This window comes from Candidatus Hydrogenedentota bacterium (assembly GCA_019637335.1).
Taxonomy (GTDB): domain Bacteria; phylum Hydrogenedentota; class Hydrogenedentia; order Hydrogenedentales; family JAEUWI01; genus JAEUWI01.
Map to the genome: position 1 here is coordinate 102,199 of JAHBVV010000022.1, position 20,487 is coordinate 122,685.

Sequence of the window (20,487 nt, forward strand, 5' to 3'; positions counted from 1 at the left end):
AGCCCCCGTGTGCGGGCCGGCGGCGCCTTTATTCTTCCGCGGAAATACGCTAGAATCGGCCTTTGTAATTGCGCGGGCGCCCCTTCGGCCCCCGCTGGCGCAAACTGGAGAAAACACCATGCATCTGACCCACTTTAACGCTCCCCGCGGGTTCCGCCGCGCCTGTCTGGCCGCTTCGGTCGCCCTGGCGGCCCCCGCGGCCCTGGCGCAACCGGCCGGCTTCGAGGCCCTCTTCAACGGCCAGAACCTGGAAGGCTGGTACGGCAACAACCCGCACACCACCCTCAAGGGGACCATCCACGATCAGTTTGCCTCGATCGCGCTCCAGCAGGAGGAATTCAAACAGCACTGGAGCATCGAGAATGGCGAATTCGTGAACGATGGCCACGGGCCCTACGCGACCACACTGAAGAGCTACGGCGACGTCGAATTCCACGTCGAATACCGCACTGTGCCCCTCGCCGACAGCGGCATCTACCTGCGGGGCACCCCCCAGGTCCAGATCTGGGACTACACCGAGGAGAAAAAGTTCAACATCGGCGCGGACAAGGGTTCCGGCGGCCTCTGGAACAACAGCCCCGACACCCCCGGCAAGGACCCGCTCGTGCGCGCGGACAAGCCCTTCGGCGAGTGGAACGCCTTCAAGATCCGCCAGCTCGGCGCACGCACCACGGTACACCTGAACGATCAGCTGGTGGTCGACAACGCCATCATGGAGAACTTCTGGGACCGCTCGAAGCCCCTCCCGGCGACCGGCCCCATTCATCTCCAGACGCACGGCGGCGAAATCCGCTGGCGGAACATCTTCGTCCGCGAAATCCCCGCGGAAGAGGCCAACGCCCTGCTGCGCGGTGACGACGCGGCGGACGGCTTCACGCCAGTCTTCAACGGCAAGGATCTCAGCGGCTGGGCCGGCGCGCTGGACAACTATGAAGTCCGCGACGGCGCGATCATCTGCAAGCCCGACCACGGCGGCGTGCTGCACACCGAGGAGTCCTACAGTGACTTCGTGGTGCGGCTCGAGTTCAAGCTGCCGCCCGCCGGCAACAATGGACTTGCAATCCGCTACCCCGGTTCCGGCGGCGCCAGCTATGACGGCATGACCGAACTCCAGATCCTCGACAACACCGCGGAGGTCTACAACCAACTGGATTCGCGACAGTACCACGGCTCGGCCTACGGGATGGCGCCCGCCCACCGCGGCTACCTACGGCCCGTGGGCGAATGGAACTACCAGGAAGTGACCGTGGTCGGCTCGAAGATCCGCGTCGAGCTGAACGGAACCGTGATCCTGGACACCGACCTCGGCCCGGTGACGGAATTCATGGACGGCAAGCCGCACCCCGGAAAAGACCTGAAGGAAGGGCATTTCGGATTTGCCGGCCACAACGACCCCGTCATGTTCCGGAATATCGCCATCAAGAAGCTCAACGGATAGCGATCTGACCGACGAAGCGTAGAACGGGACGGCAGCGACGACAGAGACATCAGCAGCACGCATTCGCGTGGCTTACTGGTGTCCCTGAAGTCCCTGCCGTCCCTGTTTTTCTGCAATGCGGACCGCCGCCCCGAATTCAACCAACGCGTGCGGGCTTACGCCATGCCGAAGAGCGCTTTCGCGAAATCCTCGGAAAACGGCTTGCCCGGATCATAGCCGCGCACCCACTCGCCGTTGATCACGAGATATGGCACGCCCAGCTTGCCGGTCTTCTGTTCCAGCGTTTCGCCATGGTGCGGCTCTTCCCGGATGTCACGGTTCTCGAAATGGATACCGTGGCGCTCCATAAAGGCCTTCAGGTGCTGGCAATCCCCGCACAGTTTCGCCGAATACATGATGATGTCGTGTTTGTTCATAGGCTGCACTCCTTCGACTCTTGCGTATACACCATAAAACAATCGTTGGCCCGGATTATTCCTCGACCGCGGCCCGCTCCCGGAAGCGCCGGTATATCCCCCCGAACGCGCCGTTGCTTAGAATGAGCACGATGTCGCCCGATTGGCCCGTCTCGGCGATGTGGTCCGCCAGGGCGTTCGTGTCGTCCTCGACCCGCGCCAACGTCCCCGATTTGGTCAACACCTCGGCCAGCCGCGCCCGGTCGAGCCGCTCGGTGGCGGGAATCTGCTCGCCGCGATAGATGGGCCCCAGGTACACCTCGCCCGCGCCGGCGAAACAGCGCTGGAGATCGTCAAAAAAGCGATTGGTCACCGTCGTGTTGCTACGCGGCTCGAACAATACGCGCAGACGGCGGTCCGGCCAGCGCAGGCGCGTCCCGGCGATGGTTTCGGCAATCGCCGTGGGGTGGTGCGCGAAATCATCGATATAGGTTACGCCGCCCGCCTCCAGAAAAACCTCCATCCGCCGTTTCACCCCGCGAAACGAGGCGATTCCCGACGCGATGGCCTCCGGCGTGGCGCCAAAATAATCCGCAGCCGCAATCGCCGCCAGCACATTCTGCAGGTTGTGGCGTCCGGTCAGGACGGTCTCGATTTCCCCCCAGGGCGCCCCGCCCGCGAACACGGCCATCCGCTGCCGGCCCTCGGCCACGCCGCGCAGTTCCCCGCGCCAGTGGGCGTCGGCGGAAAACCCGTACGTGGTCACCGCCGAGAAGGCGTGCGCCGCCAGGCTCACTGCGTGGTTGTCCGCGCAGCAGATCAGGCGCCCCTCCGCGGGAATCTGGCGCAGCATCCGCTGAAAGGCCAGCTCGATCGCCGCAAGATCCGGGTAGATGTCGCCGTGATCAAACTCCAGCGACGTAACCACCGCCACCTCGGGCAGATAATGGAAGAACTTGGCGCGCTTGTCGAAGAATGCCGTGTCGTATTCGTCACCCTCGATCACAAAAGGCGCGCCCGCCGGGCCCAACGCCGCGGAGTGGGGGAAATCCAGCGGCTGGCCGCCGATCAGGTAGCCGGGGTTGAGACCGCAGGCGGAAAGCACGTGCGCCGCAATCGCCGTCGTCGTCGTTTTCCCATGCGTGCCGCAAATCGCCACCGGACGCCGCGCGCGCAGGACATGTTCCTTCATCCACTCCGGCAGGCTCATGTAGCGCATCCGCCGGGACAGCGCGGCCTCCACTTCGGCGTTGCCCCGGCTCAGTACGTTCCCCAGCAGCACCACGTCGGGGTTCCAGTCCAGGTTTTCCGCCGCATAGCCCTGCGCCACCGGCACGCCCAGCGCCGCGACCATGTCCGAGGTGGGCGGGTAGAGGGGGTTGTCGCTCCCGCGCACCGCCCAGCCCGCCTCCAGCGCCAGGCGCGCCCCGGCCACCATCGCCGTGCCGCCTATTCCGGAAAAGTGCACGCTGGGCTTCGCAGGCATAGATATCTCCACTTCAAAAGATTAACAGTCGGTTCAAGCGCGCGAAGTATAACAAATTCCGCACAACCCCACCCCGTCCACCCCGTCCACGCTGTCCATCCCGTCCACTCCGTCCACTCCGTCCACTCCGTCCCGCCTCCAACCCGTCCACGCTGTCCATCCCGTCCACTCCGTCCCGCCTCCAACCCGACCCTAACCCGCCGCGACCTTCCCCGGCCCGAAGGGCCAGCGCAGCCACAGCCCGGGGCAAAGCGAGTTCGCGCCCACGGCGCGGACGAGCGACGCCCCGGGATCACGCAGCCCCCCACGGAATGCGCCCTGAAAGGGCAGCGCAGCCCCTACCCGCCCGACGCCTTTCCACGACCCGCGCGCATCTGCACATAGAACCCCAGCATCCCCAGCAGCGCCCAGGCCAGAAACGCGCCCCAGCCGAGATAGGGTATCGGCGGCAGCGTCTCGCCGAGCTCGCGGGCGGGCTCGGGAATGTGCTCCAGCCAACCCTGGTCCCGCGCGATCACCAGGCCCGCCTGCGTTAACAGCATCGACCCGATCGCCGCCGTCGCCAACGCCATCACCGGCCGCTCGATCAGCAACGCCAGAAAGCCGCCCGCCAGCCCCAGGCCCACCACCGCCCACAACGCCCAGGCCTCGGGCCGATCCTGAAACACGGCGTACGCCACCAGAGCCGCCCCCACCGTGCCCAGGCAGAAGATTCCCGTCTTATAGAGAAAAAACAGGGCCATGGCCCCGCAGATCCCGCCAACCAACAAGGCAATCCCCATGCCGATCAGGTTCCCGTAGCTCAGAAACCCCACGAGGGACGCCGCCGCGCTGCCGGCCAGCAGGAACCCGGTCAACCCCAGAATGAACTTCAGGATCCGGTACCCCAGAAAACAGTAAAGCCCCCCAGCGATCACCAGCCCCACCAGCACCAGCCGCGCCTGCTCCGGAGGAACGTCTTCCAATCGTGTCGTAAGCAATGCTTCCATGCGAAATCCTTGCCGTAAGCAGCCAGTATACCCGTTCCCCGCGCAACAGCCCAACAACGCGCAAATTGAAACGCCGCCGGCGCTTTGCTACAATGCACGGTTTCCCGAGCCCCCCACCGTCAAAGGGGCCAAGACAAATCATTTCAATCCCTTACGCGAAATAGCCCCGGCGGCTTCGCGGCGGGAGCACGGTTGAAAAACCCCGGCCCGGCGCCGGGTCATAATGGAGAATGCGTGCTGTGCCTACCTATTCCTATGAGTGCGGCGGTTGCGGTCATGTGTTTGACGTGTTCCACGGGATTTCGGCGGAGCCCAAGATAGCCTGCGAGTCGTGCGGCAAGCGCTGCCGCCGCCTGCTCGGCACCGGCGCCGGCATCATTTTCAAGGGATCCGGCTTCTACGAAACCGATTTCAAGGAGAAGAAGGGCAAGGCTCCCGAAAAAAGCGGCGAAAGCAAGGCGAAAAGCGGGGAAGCGAAGACCGGTTCAGAAACCCCCAAGAAGAGCGACGCGCCCAAGAAGGCCGCCAACAGCTAGCTGCGCATAATACAGCCGCGATTCCGGACGCCCGCTGCGCATACTCCCGGTGCTCATAATACCGGGCGCAGGGCCCGGCCGGAGATTCGCCCATGAGCACCACGATCCTGGAAAGTCCCGTCCTCATGTCCATGACCGACGAAATACGCGCCCTCAACGACGCGCACATTATCAACACCTACGGCGCGCGCAAGGTCGCGCTGGCCCGGGGTGAAGGGATGCGCCTGTGGGACGTCGAAGGGCGGGAATACCTGGACTTCTTCGCCGGCATCGCTGTGTGCAATCTCGGCCATTGCCACCCGGGCGTGACCGAGGCCATCTGCAACCAGGCCCGCAAGCTGGTTCACGTCTCGAATCTATACTACATTGAGCCACAAACCCTGCTCGCCGCCGCGCTGAGCCGCCATTGCTTTGCGGAGAAGTGGTTCTTCTGCAATGGCGGGGCCGAGGCCAACGAGGCCGCCATCAAGCTGGCGCGGCGCTACTGGCACAAGCAGGGAACCCCGAAACCCCACTTCATTACGGCGCAGGCGTCATTCCACGGGCGCACCCTCGCCACAGTGACGGCCACGGGGCAGCCCAAGTACCACGAGGGCTTCGCGCCCCTGCCGCAGGGCTTCAGCTACGTCCCCTTTGGCGACCTGGCCGCGCTCGAAGCCGCCATCACCCCGGAAACCGGCGCCATCCTGCTCGAACCCATCCAGGGCGAGGGCGGCGTGCGCACGCCCCCGGAGGGCTACTGGCCCGCCGTGCGGAAATTGTGCGACGACCGCGGCATCCTGCTCATCCTCGACGAGGTGCAGACCGGGCTCGGGCGCACGGGCACGCTTTTCGCCCACCAGGGCTACGGCATCACCCCGGACATCATGACCCTCGCCAAAGGCCTCGGAAACGGCCTCCCGATTGGCGCGATGGGCTGCACCGATCGGGTTTCCGTGGGCTTCGAACCGGGGTCGCACGCCTGCACCTTCGGCGGCAATCCCCTCAGCGCCGCCGCCGCCGTGGCCACCATCAGCGCCCTCACCGCCCCGGGATTTCTCGAGGGCGTGGGGGAGAAGATCGCCTATTTGTTCGACCGCCTGAAGGAGGTCGCCGCCGGCTGTCCCTCGGTTATCGAAGTGCGTGGCAAGGGCCTCATGGCGGGCATCGAATTCAACCAGCCCGTGGCGCCGCTCGTGGGCAACCTCATAGAAGCGGGAATCATCTGCGGCCCGGCCGGCCCCAATGTCCTGCGATTCCTGCCCCCCCTCATCGTGGAAAAGGAACACATTGACCGGATGATCGCCATCCTCAAGACCTGTCTGGGAGAGTTGCAGTGGTAAAGAAAGATTTTATCTCCCTCGCGGATTACACCGGCGAGGAGATCGTCGCCCTCCTGGATCTGGCGGATGACCTGAAGCAGAAACAGCGGAACCGAATTCCGCACCGCCTCCTCGAAGGCAAGACGCTGGCCATGATCTTCGAGAAGCCCAGCCTGCGCACGCGCGTCACCTTCCACACGGGCATGTTCCAGCTCGGCGGAGACTCCGTGCTCATCGAGACCACCCTGGGCGCCCGGGAGTCCGTTCCCGATGTGGCCCGCAACCTCGCCCGCTGGGTCGACGGCATCATGGCGCGCACCTACCGCCACTCCGACGTGCTCCAGCTCGCGGAGTTTGCGGGTGTCCCCGTCATCAACGCGCTGACCGATCGGCTGCACCCCTGCCAGATCCTGGCGGACGCCCAGACCTTCCGGGAACACCGGGGCAGCGACTTCGCCAACATGAAGCTTGCCTTCGTGGGGGATGGCAACAACGTATTCCATTCCTGGGCCCATTTCGCCGCAAAACTCCCGATCAGCCTGACCCTCGTGTGCCCGCCGGGCTACGAACCCGACGCGGATATCATCGCCGAGGCGCGCAGGACCGCCCGGGGAACCATTGAGATAACCCACGAGGTCGCGGCCGGCGTTCGCGACGCCGATGCGGTCTATACCGACGTCTGGGCCAGCATGGGCCAGGAGAAGGAGACCATCGAGCGGGAACGCGCCTTCGCCCCCTACCAGGTGAACGACGCCCTGATGGCCCACGCCCGCAAGGACGCGCTCTTCATGCACTGCCTGCCGGCACACCGCGGAAGCGAAGTCACCGACAGCGTGATCGATGCCCCGACGTCCGTCGTGTTCGACCAGGCCGAAAACCGCCTGCACGCGCAAAAAGCCGTCCTCGCAACGCTCATGGCCTGACCCAAGCATCCAGACTTTCCTGCCTGAGAAAGAGACGGGGCCCCAGTCATTCCTGAGTAACCCTTTCCCATTCCGATTGAAAAAAATGAACGCCAGCAGTACAATAGCGCGGGGAAAACCCGGCCAGATCACCCTTCGGGTAATGGCCCGCAATGGCGTCCCTGCCGTCCCTGCCGTCCCTGAAGTCTCTGAAGTCCCTGAAGTCCCTGAAGTCTCTGCCGTCCCTGAAAAACCTGCGAGGCCCGCATAGCCTCCGACAGCGCCCCGGCGCCCAATACACCACGAAGCACAACAAGGACCCCCAACCACCATGGCCAAAGACGTCAAGAAGATCGTGCTCGCCTACTCCGGCGGCCTCGACACCTCCATCATCCTCAAGTGGCTCCAGGAGACCTACCAGGCCGACGTCGTCGCCTTCATCGCCGACGTGGGCCAGGGCGAAGAGACTGAACCCGCCCGCCAGAAGGCCATCGCCACCGGCGCCAGCGAAATCGTCGTGAGCGATCTCCGGCGCGAGTTCGTGCGCGATTTTGTTTTCCCCGCCATGCGCGCCAACGCCATCTACGAGGGCGTCTATCTCCTCGGCACCAGCGTCGCCCGGCCCATCATCGCCAAGGAGCAGATCCGCATCCTCCGCGAGACCGGCGCCGACGCCGTCTCCCACGGGGCCACGGGCAAGGGCAATGACCAGGTCCGCTTCGAGCTCACCTGCTACGCCATGGAGCCCGGTGTCACCATCATCGCCCCCTGGCGCGACCCCAAGTGGACCCTGAACAGCCGCGAGAAGATGGTCGCCTACGCCGAGAAGCACGGCATCGAGGTGCCGGCCTCCAAGCGCGAGAAGGCGCCCTACTCCATGGACCGCAACCTCCTTCATATCTCCTACGAGGGCGGCGTGCTGGAAGATCCCTGGAACGAGCCCAGCGAAGACATGTTCCGCCTCTCGGTCGACCCGCGCCAGGCCCCCGATGAACCGGCCTACGTGGAAATTGACTTCGAAGAGGGCACGCCCGTCGCCGTCAACGGAAAGCGCCTGGAGCCGGAAGACCTCCTGGCCGAGCTCAACGCCCTCGGCGGCGCCAATGGCGTCGGCCGCGTCGACCTGGTCGAAAACCGCTTCGTCGGCATGAAGTCCCGCGGCGTCTACGAGACACCCGGCGGAACCATCCTCTACGCCGCCCACCGCGCCGTGGAATCGCTCACCATGGACCGCGAGGTCATGCTGCAGCGCGACCAGCTTTCCCCCAAAATCGCCCAGCTTATCTACAACGGCTTCTGGTTCTCGCCCGAGTTCGACGCGCTCATGACCTTCGTCAACAAGACCCAGGAGAACGTCACCGGCACGGCCCGCATCCGCCTCTACAAGGGCAACTGCACCGTCGTCGGACGCAAGGCCGCCCGCTCGCTCTATGACGAAAAGATCACCACGTTCGAGGAAGACGAGGGCGCCTACAACCAGCTCGACGCCACCGGCTTCATCAACCTGAACGCCCTGCGACTCCGCGTCCGCAACCGCGCCGGCCTCTTCAACGAATAGCTTTCGCGTGGCGCGCGCGGCGCGCCATGGGTTGAAATTCCAGGATGGGTTCCTTGTGGCCGGTCAACGTGTGCGCCCCCCGCGACGTTGACCGGCCCCTGTATTCGACGCGGGCGCGGTCGAGGATTAAGACATTTTCTGCGCCCGAATTTGCCGAAACCGCCCCGAGTTTCTCGCAATCCCGCGTTTCTGCGCCGCCAGAGACCGATCTTTTCCACAGGTTTTCCACCGGCCCGCCACAACGGCCCGGCGCGGTGTAATATCCTGCATACACAGCTGTAAGTATCTGCAAAACAATGCTTTGAGGCTTCGACTAATTTTTGGCGATTCCAGGCCACTTGCGCCGAAATCCCTCCTAAGCCCAAGTAATTCACCGGCTTCCGCGCCTTTTGTGTGGGTTTCGTGAGCCCTGCCGAAAACTGCCGACGCCATCCGAATGGCGCCACCGAAAAGAGGAGAACCTATCCCATGCGGGTAATCGCCGGCAATGCCCGAGGCAGACGCCTGCTCACGCCGCCCGGAGATCGGGTGCGGCCCACACTCGACCGGGTTCGGGAAGCCCTCTTCAACATCCTGGCGCCCCAACTCCCCGGCGCCCGCTTCCTCGACCTCTTCGCCGGAAGCGGCGCCAACGGCATCGAAGCCCTCAGCCGCGGCGCCGCCGAGGCCGTCTTTGTGGACGATCACCCGCAATCCCTGGCCTGCCTGGAAAAAAATCTGGAAACCACCGGCTTCAAGCCCCAATCCCGCGTGCTCCGCTACCGCCTCCCCGAAGACCTCGCGCGCATTTCCGGCCCCTTCGACTGCATCTTCGCCGATCCGCCCCACGGATTCGCCCAATACCCCGAATTGCTCGCGGCCATCGACGAGGCGCGCCTCCTCCGGGAAGGGGGAACCCTCGTCATGGAGCACGCCCGCCGCCATCCGCTCCCGGAAGCCGCCGGCAAGCTCACCCGCACCCGCGAACGCCATTACGGAATGACGACCCTCTCGTTTTACGCTTGACACCGTATATAGTATGTGCTACCCTCAGTAGCATACAATATGTGGAGGTTGTTCGGCATCGGGGCCCGGCAGGAGACCGGGCGGGTGGGATGCGCGCGAACACCCCCGTAAATACAGGGTGTACAGACCAACCATGCGATGTCCCTTTTGCAGTGATACCAATGGCCGGGTGGTGGATTCGCGGTCTTCCAAGGAAGGCGACGCCATCCGCCGCCGCCGCGAATGCCTCAACTGCGGGCGTCGTTTCACCACCTACGAGCGCATCGAAGAAGTCGCGCAGATGGTCATCAAAAAAGACGGGCGCCGCGAGAACTTCGACCGCTGGAAACTCAAGAGCGGCATCCTCAAGGCCGTCGAAAAACGCCCCATCGGACTCGAACAGGTCGACGCCCTCATCGACGAAGTCGAGCGCGAACTCTTCAACTCCACCGAACACGAAGTCCACACCGACGCCGTCGGCGAAGCCGTCATGCAAAAGCTCAAAAAGCTCGACGAAGTCGCCTACGTCCGCTTCGCCTCCGTCTACCGCCAGTTCAAAGACCTCAACGAATTCATGGGCGAACTCAAAAGCATGCTCACCTGAATCGCAACCGCATTCAGGTTTTTCCGCGCGCGCCGCCATCCCGGCGGCGCTTTTTCGTTGGCCCCCGGTGGCCACCCGCGCCAACGGAAGGCGCGTGCGGCGCGGCGCGACAACCGGAACCGGGGCGCTCACGGGTTGTGCCGCAGACCATACCACCACCCAGGCAGAGATATCATGAAGATCGCCAGGAAAGACGCGCCGGCGGCCGCGGCGGCCGAATAAGCAAAGGGCGTGACTCCGGGCAGGCCGGCAGCGTGGCCAATCGCGAACGCGCAGGCCCCCGAACTGAACCCGCCAAGCATCATGGGCCACAACCGGTAAACATCAGCAACGTGCTGGCCCTTCGGCTCCAGCTTCAGTGGCGGCAGTGGGTGGGTAGTCGCGCATCCCGAAGTAGGTTCGGCCGGTACGGCAAGCCACTTCCGAAGGCTACACACCAGACTGTGCGTGGCGCGATTGTCGCCCGTAAGGGTAAATGCTTCGGCAATATGGAAGCAAAACACGCGCGGCGCGTTATCCAGGCGATCATCGCGCCAGGTCACACATGCGTCGACGGCAGGTATCGGGCCCTGGATGCGCCGCACCGGCGCGATCTCAGCAATGGCCGCGCGAGGCACGGTGAATGTGACCGCATCGCCGACATAGTGCAGTCCCCCTTCGTCAACAGCCAGCAGGCCAACGTCCCAGTTGGTGAACCCGTCGTAGAGTTGCGCGGAGTCATTGGGACAAAAAGCGACAAAATACACACGCGCGCTGGTCTTGAACTGCTCTGCGTGGCGGTCGCGCATCTGCCGCGCCAGATTCCGGAATCCGCTCATGGCGATACGGTTGCAAAGAAAGAGCAAGGCGATAATAGTCAGTGCGGCAAGTCCCGGCAGGAAGAGGGCGGCAGGCATTGGGATCCATCCTTTTGTGTGGAGCCACAGCAGGGCCGTCGCGACGAGGCCCGGAAACAACAGGAAGAGAAGGGAATTGGACTGTACGACCCGCATCTTGTGTTCCGTACTGAACAGGCGTCCAGCAGCTTCGGGCATGGGATAGCGATCATCCCCCGTGCTGGCGCCAGCGCAATGAGCCTCAATGGCAGCTTCCGAAAGCCCCGCTTCCTTTCCGATCGCATGCGCGCGAAGGAAAGTCGAAGGATGCGTCACCAGGCCTTCCTGCCACGGTCGACCCCAGACCATCGGCATGTGGCTCATGCGCGTGATTTTGCTCAAGCTGGAGATCTGGGCTTCCGGGTCGCCCACAAGCGCCAGACCGCCGGAATCCGCGACGCGTTCAAATCGGCGTGATCGGCGCAAGTAAAGCAGGTGCCCAACACCCATGGCGGACAGAAACAGGGCCAGGTACAAAAGGCGTTTCTGGAATGCGGGCAAGAAAATATCCGCCGACTCCAATCGAAAAACGAGCGCCGTGTTGACGAAGAGTCCGAAGACGATGGGCAGTACGAAATAGCAGACAATCCAGAAGCGATGCAGGCGCTCCGGATGCCGGTGTTTAAGGTGGGTCACTTCATGCGCGATGATGGCATCGACTTCGCGGCGCGTCAGGTGTCTTAAGAGAAAGTCGGTGAGCAATACGCGCGTCCGATTGGCGGCAAAGGCATTGAAGATCGGGGTGCGCGTCATTCTCAACATGTAGACGCCCGCAATTCGGGCAATACCTGCCTGATCCGCTATCGCATCCACACGCTCCCGGAGCGGTCCCTCTTCAATCGACTCCACCACGAAGCCCAGGGAACGAATAAGGCGCCTGTAGAAGAAGGTTGCCGACAGAAACGCCACGACGATGAGTGCAAGTGCGCGCGATGGATTACTGACAAGATTGGAAATCGCGGCGCCGGGCAGACTAAACAGGACGAGGACAAATGCGGACCCCCATATGGATTGGAGAACAAAGTCAGTCCGCATCCATGATGAGTCGGGATAGCGTTCGTACACGCGGAAGAGGAACAGCCGGCCCGCAATCGTGGACGGCACGGCAAGCACGGCAAGCCAGGCCAGACGGAAGGCGAAATCGGGAAGCGTGCGGTGCAGGCCTTCCCAGACGTAGGGCAACGGCGCGGCGGGATCGTAAATCGCCCAGACAAAAAACACAAGCCCCGCCCAGAGCGCGATTATTGCGTGAACGTAACCCCGTGTGCAGGCGAAACACGCCGCACCGGCCGCGTGCGCGGGCTGCCGCAGGGCCGAGCGCCGGAGAAACCACAAATACGCCCAATACAGCACCAACACAAGCAGGGGAGAGGCGTACCAGCGGAGGAGACTCGCTCCGGTGAATCCATAGGTAATGCGGAGGCGCGGAAGCGGCTCTTCCAGCCCGCACACGAGGGCGTAGCCTTCGAAGAATCCGCCCGAAACAGCGCCCCCGGAAACCGCCGACACGGACGCGCCCGGCTGGCCGTCCTCGGGAAGATAGATCTCGATGCGCATCGCGTGTGCGCCGGCGCCTGCAAGCGCGGGTCGAATCGCGTCGAAGTCGAGTTCGCCCTCCACGAGGCCGCCGGATCGCGCCAGTGCATCAATCAAATAGCCGGACCACGACACCTCCAGCGGCTCGCCCTGCTCGTTCCAATCCATTTCCCCGTCGTACAGCGCCTCCACATCGCCGGGCTCTTCGATGCTCAGCATCTCCGCGAGGACCTCAGTGACGGGGGAGGGATCGGCGGGCGCCGCGCGAAGGCACAGATCAACCCAGATCGAGCCATCGGATTCAGGGTACAGATAGAGGGTTGCGCTCCCCGCATCGGATTCCGATTGCCCGGCGACCGGCCATAGTAGGAGTAGGGCCAGGAACCATTGGACCGCCCGTGCCTTACCTTTCATGATAATCTGCCCTCCGTGTGGCGATGTGGAGCCACATCGTTTCAAGGAACCCGCCGACCCAATGCGCCGCCTCAGCCAGAGTCTACCTGCTCGATACGGTGCGATTGTATAGCAACGGATGCCTGCTTTCACTCCTATACCCCGTGCAACCATACCACGCGATCGGTTCCGGGAGTCTGGGCTTGGGGATCCAGGCCGATTGGGTCGTGTCGTTGATGCCGCCTGGCGGATACCTGGCCTTCGTCAAGACACGCGCGTTCCGTTGTATCGCCTACCGCGCCAGCCGCGCCTGGATCCGCCCGAGGTGCTGTCGGGCGCGGGAGTATTGGAGATGCGCCGTCGTGGATGGCCCGCCCGATCCACCATTGTTCGCCAAGGAGGATCGCGGACATGCCCGGCCACTTCTCTCAGGCCCCACAGAAACGCCGCATCCGTATCGCCGGCGCGAGTGAGACTTGGTACAACTACACCATCGGCTTTGATGTGGTGAGCACCGAAGACGATGCGGACGGCGGTTCCGGCGCTCTTGAAGCCCTGTCAGCGTCAGGGCTATGCTGGAGACCACCGAACACTATGAGGGAGATCGCCCATGTTGCCTGTACTCACCGGCTTCATCGCGGTTCTGCTCGCGACAACCCAGGACATCACCATTCCGCCTGTGGACCCCGATGCGCCACCCGCCGTCCACGTCACCATTGATGCGACCCTGCCCGACGGCACACCGGCGGTCGAAATTCCCGTCTACGAAGTCGGCTTGGAGCGCGGCTACATCCGCTATGGAAAAATCGGCAAGACCGATGCCGCCGGACGCTTCACCGTCCCTTTCCATCGCGGACGTGAGGTGGACCACACCAAACCCCGCGGCTACGGCCTCTACCGCTATGTCCTCATGCCACCCGCGCACCGCATGGAAATCTCCGACTTTTACTGCTGGAACGAATACCCCGAAGGCGGCCCCGCAGCCCAGCGCGGCGGCTTCGGTTACCTGTCTACCTACGACGATTGGTTCGCGCCGCACTACAACGGAGAACTGGAAGCCACCGATCCCGCCGACAACTGGAGCTACGGCAAGGGTGTCGCGCTTTATACGGGAAGGGACTTGACGTGGCCCGTGCGCCTCGATGTGGGCAAGACGGTTGAGTTGACCGTTCTCGACCAGGACGGGCTGTACATTCCGGATAAGGAGCTCAACGTTGGCATCGACCTCCGCGCACGTACCCGCACCGGTGTCGGGGGCGATATCCCCATCACTAGAATCCGCACGAATGGCAAAGGTGTCGCCCGGCTCGATCACATAGGCGACTTCGCCTACAATATTGCTACCGTCAACCGCGACGGCGACGTTGGCCGCCACATAGCGCCGAATGCGAGCTACTATCGTTCCGACATCGACCACAACTTCGTCAAACAGGGAACGACGATCCGCTTCAAGCGTGTAGACCCAATATACCTTCAATTCCAAGTTCGCGACGCTGCTACTGGTGGCGCTATTGCGGGCGCGACCATAACACCCAGTTATCAATTCGCCGCCTTTTCCCAGACCGGTTTCTCGGTCGGGACCACCCGCGAAAGCGAAGACACGTTGACGGTCGAATTCTGCGAGCCACTGGAACACGTCTCCTGGTTCGAGGCCACTGCGCCAGGATACGAACTTGGGAGGCGCATGATGGATAAGTACAAGGCGGGCGAGGTGATCGAAATACTGCTGAATCGGGTAAGGGAGGACGACCGGGGGGTAGTACGCTAGCCCTGAGACCAGCGTAACCGGATCGCGAATTGCTTTCAATTTCTCGGGATCTTATTGGCCTGCAAGGGTATACATAAGTTGTGAGCGCCCCATGTCTCCCAATATCAGGAGTGTTTGGAGTGAGGTCATCCGATCAGATTGCGCTGACCCAGCGTGAAGTAGAGATTCTCGGGGGGGGGGCTGGAGAATCGTCAACCTGCTCGAAAAGCTTTTGGCTAAAGTGAGTGTCGAACATGTATGAACCTAATACGCCAAGTGCTTCCGTATCGCTTTCGGTGGGAAAACGCAAAAAGGATCGAGGTTATATCGACATATATGATACACGCCTCGGGGCGCAATATAAATTGAGTCGAACTCGTTTGTTCTCAAGGCGAAGAACTCTGGTCGACACTGCCAAGCAGGAACTTTTGCTTCTTCGTAACACTTTAGCGGTCTGAAGTAGCGCCAGCCCATTCTTGTCATGCCGCGATACTACGACGAGAGCGTGCAAGGCTGGGAGCGCAGGCGTCCCCGCCTGCAATGCACCGGAGGTGCATGGCGTGTTTGCAATATCGGCACACTTGATCGGCGAGACAATTGGCGCCGGACTACCGCTGACTAGTAGACTCGCGCCTCCGGCGCGTTGCGGGCGGGCCGCCCGCGCTCCCATTCGTCCGCACTTCCGTTGCGGCGCGGGATTGTATCGTCGAGGAATCAAGCCAACTTCATTCCGCTAAAGAATTACGTTAATTCAAGGTTCCGAATCGACTCAATTTTGCGCCCATATACCAAGATCGAGTTTAAATGCGTTGCCCCCGCCCGGCAATTCGCTGGCATTCCCGTTACCGGCGCGCTATAGTACCCTGCAAGTGTGCGTGTGGCGGGTAGCAGCCGGGACCACAACGGATCAGCCAGGGGGTTGCTCCGTATCCCGGAGCCGCTCTCCCGCCAATGACCAAGGGAGAGAACATGCATAACGTCGATTTCAGGAGGCCTCTGCTGCCCTTCGCCCTGTCGCTGCTGGCGCTGGCCGGCTGCCATCCCAATGTGCCCATCTTCCGATTCCAACTGATCAACGAGTCCCCGTTCGAGATTACCGACTTCCGCGTGGCGGCAAGCGAAGCGGCGCTGAACGCCGCGCCCAACCGGATCGGCGATCCCCTCCAGCCGAACCGGGTGGCGGACGCCGACGTACAGGGCGCGGGCGCGTTCTGGCTCCGCGCCACGGCCCAGGTGGACGGCGAGCCGGTGACCCGTACCCGCGGGCCGATCACCATGCTTTCCGGCACGGTGGGATGGGCGTGGTACATGGACGGCGACAGCCTCGTCGAGGGAACCGCAACCCCGCACCTGTACGCCCGGAGCCCGCTGCCCGTCATCCTCATTGACACCAACCGTACCCCCATCCCGGATGAGCCGAAGATCGACGCCACGATGTATGTCGTCGACCACCAGGATGGGACCCTCAACCGGCCCGATCCCGCCGCGGCGACCTTTTCGAGCCTGATCGGCATCGAGCGCCGGGGTAACTCCTCCCAGACCTTCCCCAAGGCCTCCTGGGGCATCGAAACCCGCGATGAAGCCGGTGAAGACCGGAGTGTGTCGCTCCTCGGCATGCCCGACGAGGAGGACTGGGTCCTCTATGGCCCGTGGATGGACCGCAGCCTCATCCGCAACGTCGTCGGCTATGGCCTCTGGGGCGATCTGGGCTATTACGCGCCCCGGACGCGCTTCTGCGAGGTCTACCTCGTCGACGAGCGCGGCGAAACCTGGGCAAACGGCTACGAAGGCGTCTACGTCCTTACGGAACGCGTCAAGCGCGACCGCAACCGCGTCGCCATCGCGGGCTTGGGCGAGGAAGACACCGAGGAGCCCGCGATCAGCGGAGGCTATCTCCTCGAAATCATGCTTCCCAGCCGATTGGACCCCGACGAGGTCGGCCTGCCGATCTCGGGCGGCTTCGTGGCCAGCCTGGTCTATCCGCGGCCGGACAACATCCTGCCCGTGCAGCAGGCCTGGATACAGAACTACCTGGACGATTTTGAGAGCGCCCTCTTCGGCGCGAACTTCACCGACCCCGAAACGGGCTACGCCGCCTACATTGACGTCGATTCCTTCGTCGACTACATGATCCTGCAGGAATTCTTCAAGAACCGCGACGCCTTTCATTCCTCCACCTTCCTCCACAAGGACCGCGAAGGCCCCCTCCGCCTTGGCCCCATCTGGGACCTGAATATCGCCATGGGCTACTTCAGCTTCCAGGGGCTGGAAGGCACGGCGGACTGGCTCCTGAACCAGGACGGCGGGCCCATCGAGCGCAGCCCCTGGACCGCCCGGCTGCTGGCCGATCCCGCGTTCCGCGCGCGTTTCATCGCGCGGTGGAATGAACTGCGCCAGGGCCCGCTCAGCGCGCGCCAGATGAACCTCCGGATCGACGACGCCGCCGCCGGGCTCGAAACCGCGCAGGCCCGCCAGTTCATCCGCTGGCCCTCGCTCGGCATGACCCTGCTCCCCGACATCCGCTTCCTCATGTTCGCCGGCCCGCACCCCGATTCACACCAGGGCGAGCTGAACTACCTCAAAAACTGGCTCAAGGATCGCGGGGAATGGATGGATCGGAATCTCGATTCGCTCTGATCCGGCCGCCGCATTCCAGAAACAGACAAAACAACCGGGGTGGGCGCCGCTGATTGATCGGCGTCCACCCCGGCATCTCGTACGGCCCGCGCCCGCTGGCGCGGCGATTGATCTACTCTACCTTGGGGAAGTAGTTCAGCGACGTATCGAGGCTGCTGAGCGAGGTCGGCGACGTAAGCTTGTACGACGTCAGCTTATACGACGTCAGCTGATACGAAGAGAGCAGCCCGCCCTTGACGTGCCGGAGCTCGTCTTCCGAAATCGTGATATCTTCGTTCAAGTCGTTCAGTTCGATTTTAGGCATGGGTTTCGTTTCCTTTCACGTTGTTCTTCCATCGAATTCGGCGTGGAATTCCGCCGGCGGTATTACATTCGGCCCGCGGCGGGCGGGGGCGCGCCGCTTCGCGCCATGCTCCCCCGCGCCATCGGGATTCAATTGCAATTCCGGGGAGCGATCCAACCCTCAGAATTTGTAGTAGTTGTAGTCGATCGCGCTGTCCAGCTTGTAGGTGGACGGGGAGGACTGGAAGTAGCGCAGGTCATACACCCCGCCCTTCACGTGCTTGAGCTCTTCCTCCGTCACCGTGATGTCCTCATTCAGATCCTTGATTTCAATGTGTGACATGGCGCGTAACCCCTGTGGTTGGTCCCGCCCTCACGCTGGCGGCGCTGCGGGAAAGTTTCGGTTTCAGGGCGCGCCTGGCGCCGGACCATCCGGCGTAAGGCGTTTGATTGGTACACCGCATAGGCTGTGCCAAGCGCGGCCAGCCTGTAACCTGCTCGAATTAAAAGAGATACAAAACCCCTCTAATCGAGCTCACTTAAACTGTCTCAAATCAGGGCCGGGAACCAGTCTGTAATCAACGTCTTCGGCCCCAATCCAGGGCCATACTTCAATCGGGCGCCTCCGGCGATACCGCCGCATCCTCCGCCAATTCCAGGATCCCGAAGTCGTACAGGCGCCGAACGATTCCGGGCGCGAGCCGCACCCGCGTGTCCGCGTGGATCGCCTCCAGCACCGCGTCCGTGGTCCGCCCGTCGAAGTAATGCAACAGCGAGAGCAACACCGCCGGCGCCGAGAAGGGTTGCGCGTAGCGCGCGGACTTCAGCAACGCGCGCTCCGCGTCCCGTTCCACGATGCTGTAACTCGCCACACGCAGGCGCTCCGGCGGCGCGCCGTCGTGCAGCCGCGCAAACCGCGCTTCAACATCCAGCAGGTGCAGCCGCGCCTCCATGCCGCCGATCTCGAGTGCCTCGCGCGCGCTCAACCGCTCGACCGCGTCCGCGCAGGCCTCGTAGAACGAAGCCCGCGTCCCGCTCCAGAACGACCATGCATCCGGGCGGAGCGACACCTTGTTTCGCGCCGTCGCTTCGCCCTGCGCGGGCATGAGCGCCGCCGCCGGATTCTCCAGCACCCGCGCAATCGCCCACCACGCCAGCGACCACTCCAGGCTGCCGAGCAGCCCCTGCAACACGTACCAGAACTGGAACCCGGTGTAGCCCTTCACGTGCTTGCAAAACCACGTCGAACAGATGGAATTCCGCTGCTTCCAGATACCGCAGATCGGGCCCGCGTCCGGATCCGGCGTGATCGCGTAGGGGCAGCGCAAGTCCGGATCGCGGCCGAACAACTCGTCTTTGTGCTGGCGGTAGACCGTGCGAATCTTCGGCGCGGGGCGCACCCCCAACAGCGTGGCCTGCGCCCGGTGCTCCGCCGAGCCCGCCACAAATGCCCGCAACGCGGCGCCGCCCGCCGTATCCACCGAAAGCGCCCGGCCCACCAGAAAATTGGGCACATCGGGGAAATACGTGCAGCACTTCGTCTCCGGATGGAAAAAACCCATCCCCGGAACGGGAGCCCCCTGGCCCCGATCACACATGGCGCAATCGAAGCAGGTCGCCTCCCGTTCGCGCGGAATGCCGCCTGGAAGTAACTCTTCCACCCAGCGCTGATACAGTTCGGGCAATTGCTCGAACTCGCTCTCCGGCGCACAATTCGCCATGGTCCGCCTCGCCTGCCTCGTTGTTTCGCGCGCGGGGCCCGCTACTTCGCCATCTCCTTCGAAAGCCACTCTTCCACCGCCAGATCGCGGATCAGCGCGCGCACCGCGGCGGATTCCGCCGCCCGGGCCCCGTCCTGCGCGGCGATATGGTCGCGCGCCTTGCTGATCCGGATATTCTCGTCCAGGTGCTTCTCCAGATCGTCCAGCGTGATCCCGTGTGTGCGCATCCAGGCGTCCGTGTCCGCCGCCTTGTGCAGCCCGCGCGTCGCCCGGAACACATCCGCCGCGCGCTGGAGCTCCGCAGGCGTCGCCTCGATCCCGGCCGCACCCGCCGCGTTCAACAACAGCTTGCGCCGCACCACCTGGCCCAGCGCCTCCGCAAAACCGCCCTCGATACGGAGAAAGGAAACCACTTCAGACACCGAAACGTTCAATACCGATTCGCTGCTTTCCGACATGGGTCGTCTCCTGCTGCGGACGCCTCCCGAATCGGGAAGCGGTCCAGTCCCGTGTGTACGCCAGGCAATCGCGCGGTCCCGCCGGCGATCCTGGCGTCGAAATCCCTGCAATGCGCCCCCGAATTCAAGCACAGTTCCATTATGCACCCGATCCCCGGACTTTGCAATGGGATTCCGGGCCAGCGAACACCAACCCCACGAGGCCACAGGAGGTTCGGCATCCCGCCACGGCGCGTCCCCGACCTGACCGGCGCGGCGCCACCATTGGCCATTCCGCCACCACGTGAGGCCAATAACCGTGCCACGCGATGGCGCCCCGGCGCCTTCGTGTGCCTGGAGCAACGCAGCCCCGACTCTTCCAGCCACACCCCGCACGAGCGGCTCATCCCCCACCTGCGCCATCCGAGTTGGCGGCAAGTGGCGCGCCGCCCTTTGGGCCGGAAGAGCGGGACTCCCGAGTCCATCATATTCGGCATCAACGCGCCTCGAACCACCATGCAATTCGCGTTCATTCGTGTTCATTCGCGGTTCAAGTTTATGGCTCATCCGGTTTGAAGGTACATCGGCAACGATGGCGGCAAATATGGGTAGTTTGCTCGGTTCTCTTTTCCGGGCGGCGATGCTATGAGCGTATACAAGATTCCT

At 63.3% G+C, this 20,487-nt stretch carries 17 protein-coding genes; 9 read left to right on the forward strand and 8 right to left on the reverse strand.

Annotation, left to right across the window (positions count from 1 at the left end; translation table 11 throughout):
• The first annotated feature begins 118 nt into the window (after positions 1–118).
• Positions 119–1,438 (forward strand): DUF1080 domain-containing protein, encoded by a 1,320-nt coding sequence (locus KF886_19865; protein MBX3179618.1) that lies wholly within the window; start codon positions 119–121, stop codon positions 1,436–1,438.
• A 155-nt stretch (positions 1,439–1,593) separates the two neighbouring features.
• On the opposite strand, the gene KF886_19870 is transcribed toward KF886_19865, so the two are convergent.
• From KF886_19870 to KF886_19880, 3 genes are all read right to left on the reverse strand, one after another.
• Positions 1,594–1,854 carry a glutaredoxin family protein gene (locus tag KF886_19870; GenBank protein ID MBX3179619.1) on the reverse strand — a complete coding sequence of 87 codons (261 nt, stop codon included), beginning with the start codon at positions 1,852–1,854 and terminating at the stop codon, positions 1,594–1,596.
• A 55-nt stretch (positions 1,855–1,909) separates the two neighbouring features.
• Positions 1,910–3,319: a UDP-N-acetylmuramate:L-alanyl-gamma-D-glutamyl-meso-diaminopimelate ligase gene (gene mpl, locus KF886_19875; protein MBX3179620.1), complete on the reverse strand. Its 1,410-nt coding sequence runs from the start codon at positions 3,317–3,319 to the stop codon at positions 1,910–1,912.
• Between the two features lie 338 nt (positions 3,320–3,657).
• A complete protein-coding gene (locus KF886_19880; protein MBX3179621.1) occupies positions 3,658–4,308 on the reverse strand; it encodes a DUF4203 domain-containing protein in 651 nt (216 codons plus the stop codon).
• Between the two features lie 239 nt (positions 4,309–4,547).
• Between KF886_19880 and KF886_19885 the strand changes: the two genes are divergently transcribed.
• The 6 genes from KF886_19885 to nrdR all read left to right on the forward strand — a co-directional run bounded on the left by KF886_19885 (position 4,548) and on the right by nrdR (position 10,193).
• Positions 4,548–4,844: a zinc ribbon domain-containing protein gene (locus KF886_19885; protein MBX3179622.1), complete on the forward strand. Its 297-nt coding sequence runs from the start codon at positions 4,548–4,550 to the stop codon at positions 4,842–4,844.
• Between the two features lie 92 nt (positions 4,845–4,936).
• A complete protein-coding gene (locus KF886_19890) occupies positions 4,937–6,166 on the forward strand; it encodes an aspartate aminotransferase family protein (GenBank protein MBX3179623.1) in 1,230 nt (409 codons plus the stop codon).
• Entirely contained in the window at positions 6,142–7,068 is a 927-nt protein-coding gene (gene argF / locus KF886_19895) for an ornithine carbamoyltransferase (GenBank protein ID MBX3179624.1), read from the forward strand. Before KF886_19890 ends, argF begins: the two co-directional genes overlap by 25 nt.
• 310 nt (positions 7,069–7,378) lie before the next feature.
• Positions 7,379–8,605 carry an argininosuccinate synthase gene (locus KF886_19900; protein MBX3179625.1) on the forward strand — a complete coding sequence of 409 codons (1,227 nt, stop codon included), beginning with the start codon at positions 7,379–7,381 and terminating at the stop codon, positions 8,603–8,605.
• Positions 8,606–9,073: 468 nt separating this feature from the next.
• Positions 9,074–9,610, forward strand: a complete 537-nt coding sequence (rsmD, locus tag KF886_19905; protein MBX3179626.1) for a 16S rRNA (guanine(966)-N(2))-methyltransferase RsmD — start codon at positions 9,074–9,076, stop codon at positions 9,608–9,610.
• A 133-nt stretch (positions 9,611–9,743) separates the two neighbouring features.
• Positions 9,744–10,193, forward strand: coding sequence for a transcriptional regulator NrdR (nrdR, locus tag KF886_19910; GenBank protein ID MBX3179627.1), 450 nt, complete (start codon positions 9,744–9,746; stop codon positions 10,191–10,193).
• 128 nt (positions 10,194–10,321) lie between these two features.
• Here nrdR and KF886_19915 read toward each other — a convergent pair whose 3' ends face one another.
• Positions 10,322–13,018: a M48 family metalloprotease gene (locus KF886_19915; GenBank protein MBX3179628.1), complete on the reverse strand. Its 2,697-nt coding sequence runs from the start codon at positions 13,016–13,018 to the stop codon at positions 10,322–10,324.
• Between the two features lie 589 nt (positions 13,019–13,607).
• On the opposite strand from KF886_19915, the gene KF886_19920 reads away from it, so the two are divergent.
• Together KF886_19920 and KF886_19925 are read left to right on the forward strand one after the other, a co-directional pair.
• Positions 13,608–14,765: a hypothetical protein gene (locus KF886_19920; protein ID MBX3179629.1), complete on the forward strand. Its 1,158-nt coding sequence runs from the start codon at positions 13,608–13,610 to the stop codon at positions 14,763–14,765.
• 948 nt (positions 14,766–15,713) lie between these two features.
• Positions 15,714–17,381, forward strand: a complete 1,668-nt coding sequence (locus KF886_19925; protein MBX3179630.1) for a CotH kinase family protein — start codon at positions 15,714–15,716, stop codon at positions 17,379–17,381.
• Between the two features lie 112 nt (positions 17,382–17,493).
• Here KF886_19925 and KF886_19930 read toward each other — a convergent pair whose 3' ends face one another.
• From KF886_19930 to KF886_19945, 4 genes are all read right to left on the reverse strand, one after another.
• Complete coding sequence (locus KF886_19930) at positions 17,494–17,685, reverse strand: hypothetical protein (GenBank protein ID MBX3179631.1); 192 nt, start codon at positions 17,683–17,685, stop codon at positions 17,494–17,496.
• A gap of 159 nt (positions 17,686–17,844) precedes the next feature.
• Positions 17,845–18,006 (reverse strand): hypothetical protein, encoded by a 162-nt coding sequence (locus tag KF886_19935; GenBank protein MBX3179632.1) that lies wholly within the window; start codon positions 18,004–18,006, stop codon positions 17,845–17,847.
• Positions 18,007–18,274: 268 nt separating this feature from the next.
• Entirely contained in the window at positions 18,275–19,384 is a 1,110-nt protein-coding gene (locus KF886_19940) for a hypothetical protein (protein MBX3179633.1), read from the reverse strand.
• Positions 19,385–19,425: 41 nt separating this feature from the next.
• Positions 19,426–19,842 (reverse strand): hypothetical protein, encoded by a 417-nt coding sequence (locus KF886_19945; protein ID MBX3179634.1) that lies wholly within the window; start codon positions 19,840–19,842, stop codon positions 19,426–19,428.
• Positions 19,843–20,487: the final 645 nt, after the last annotated feature.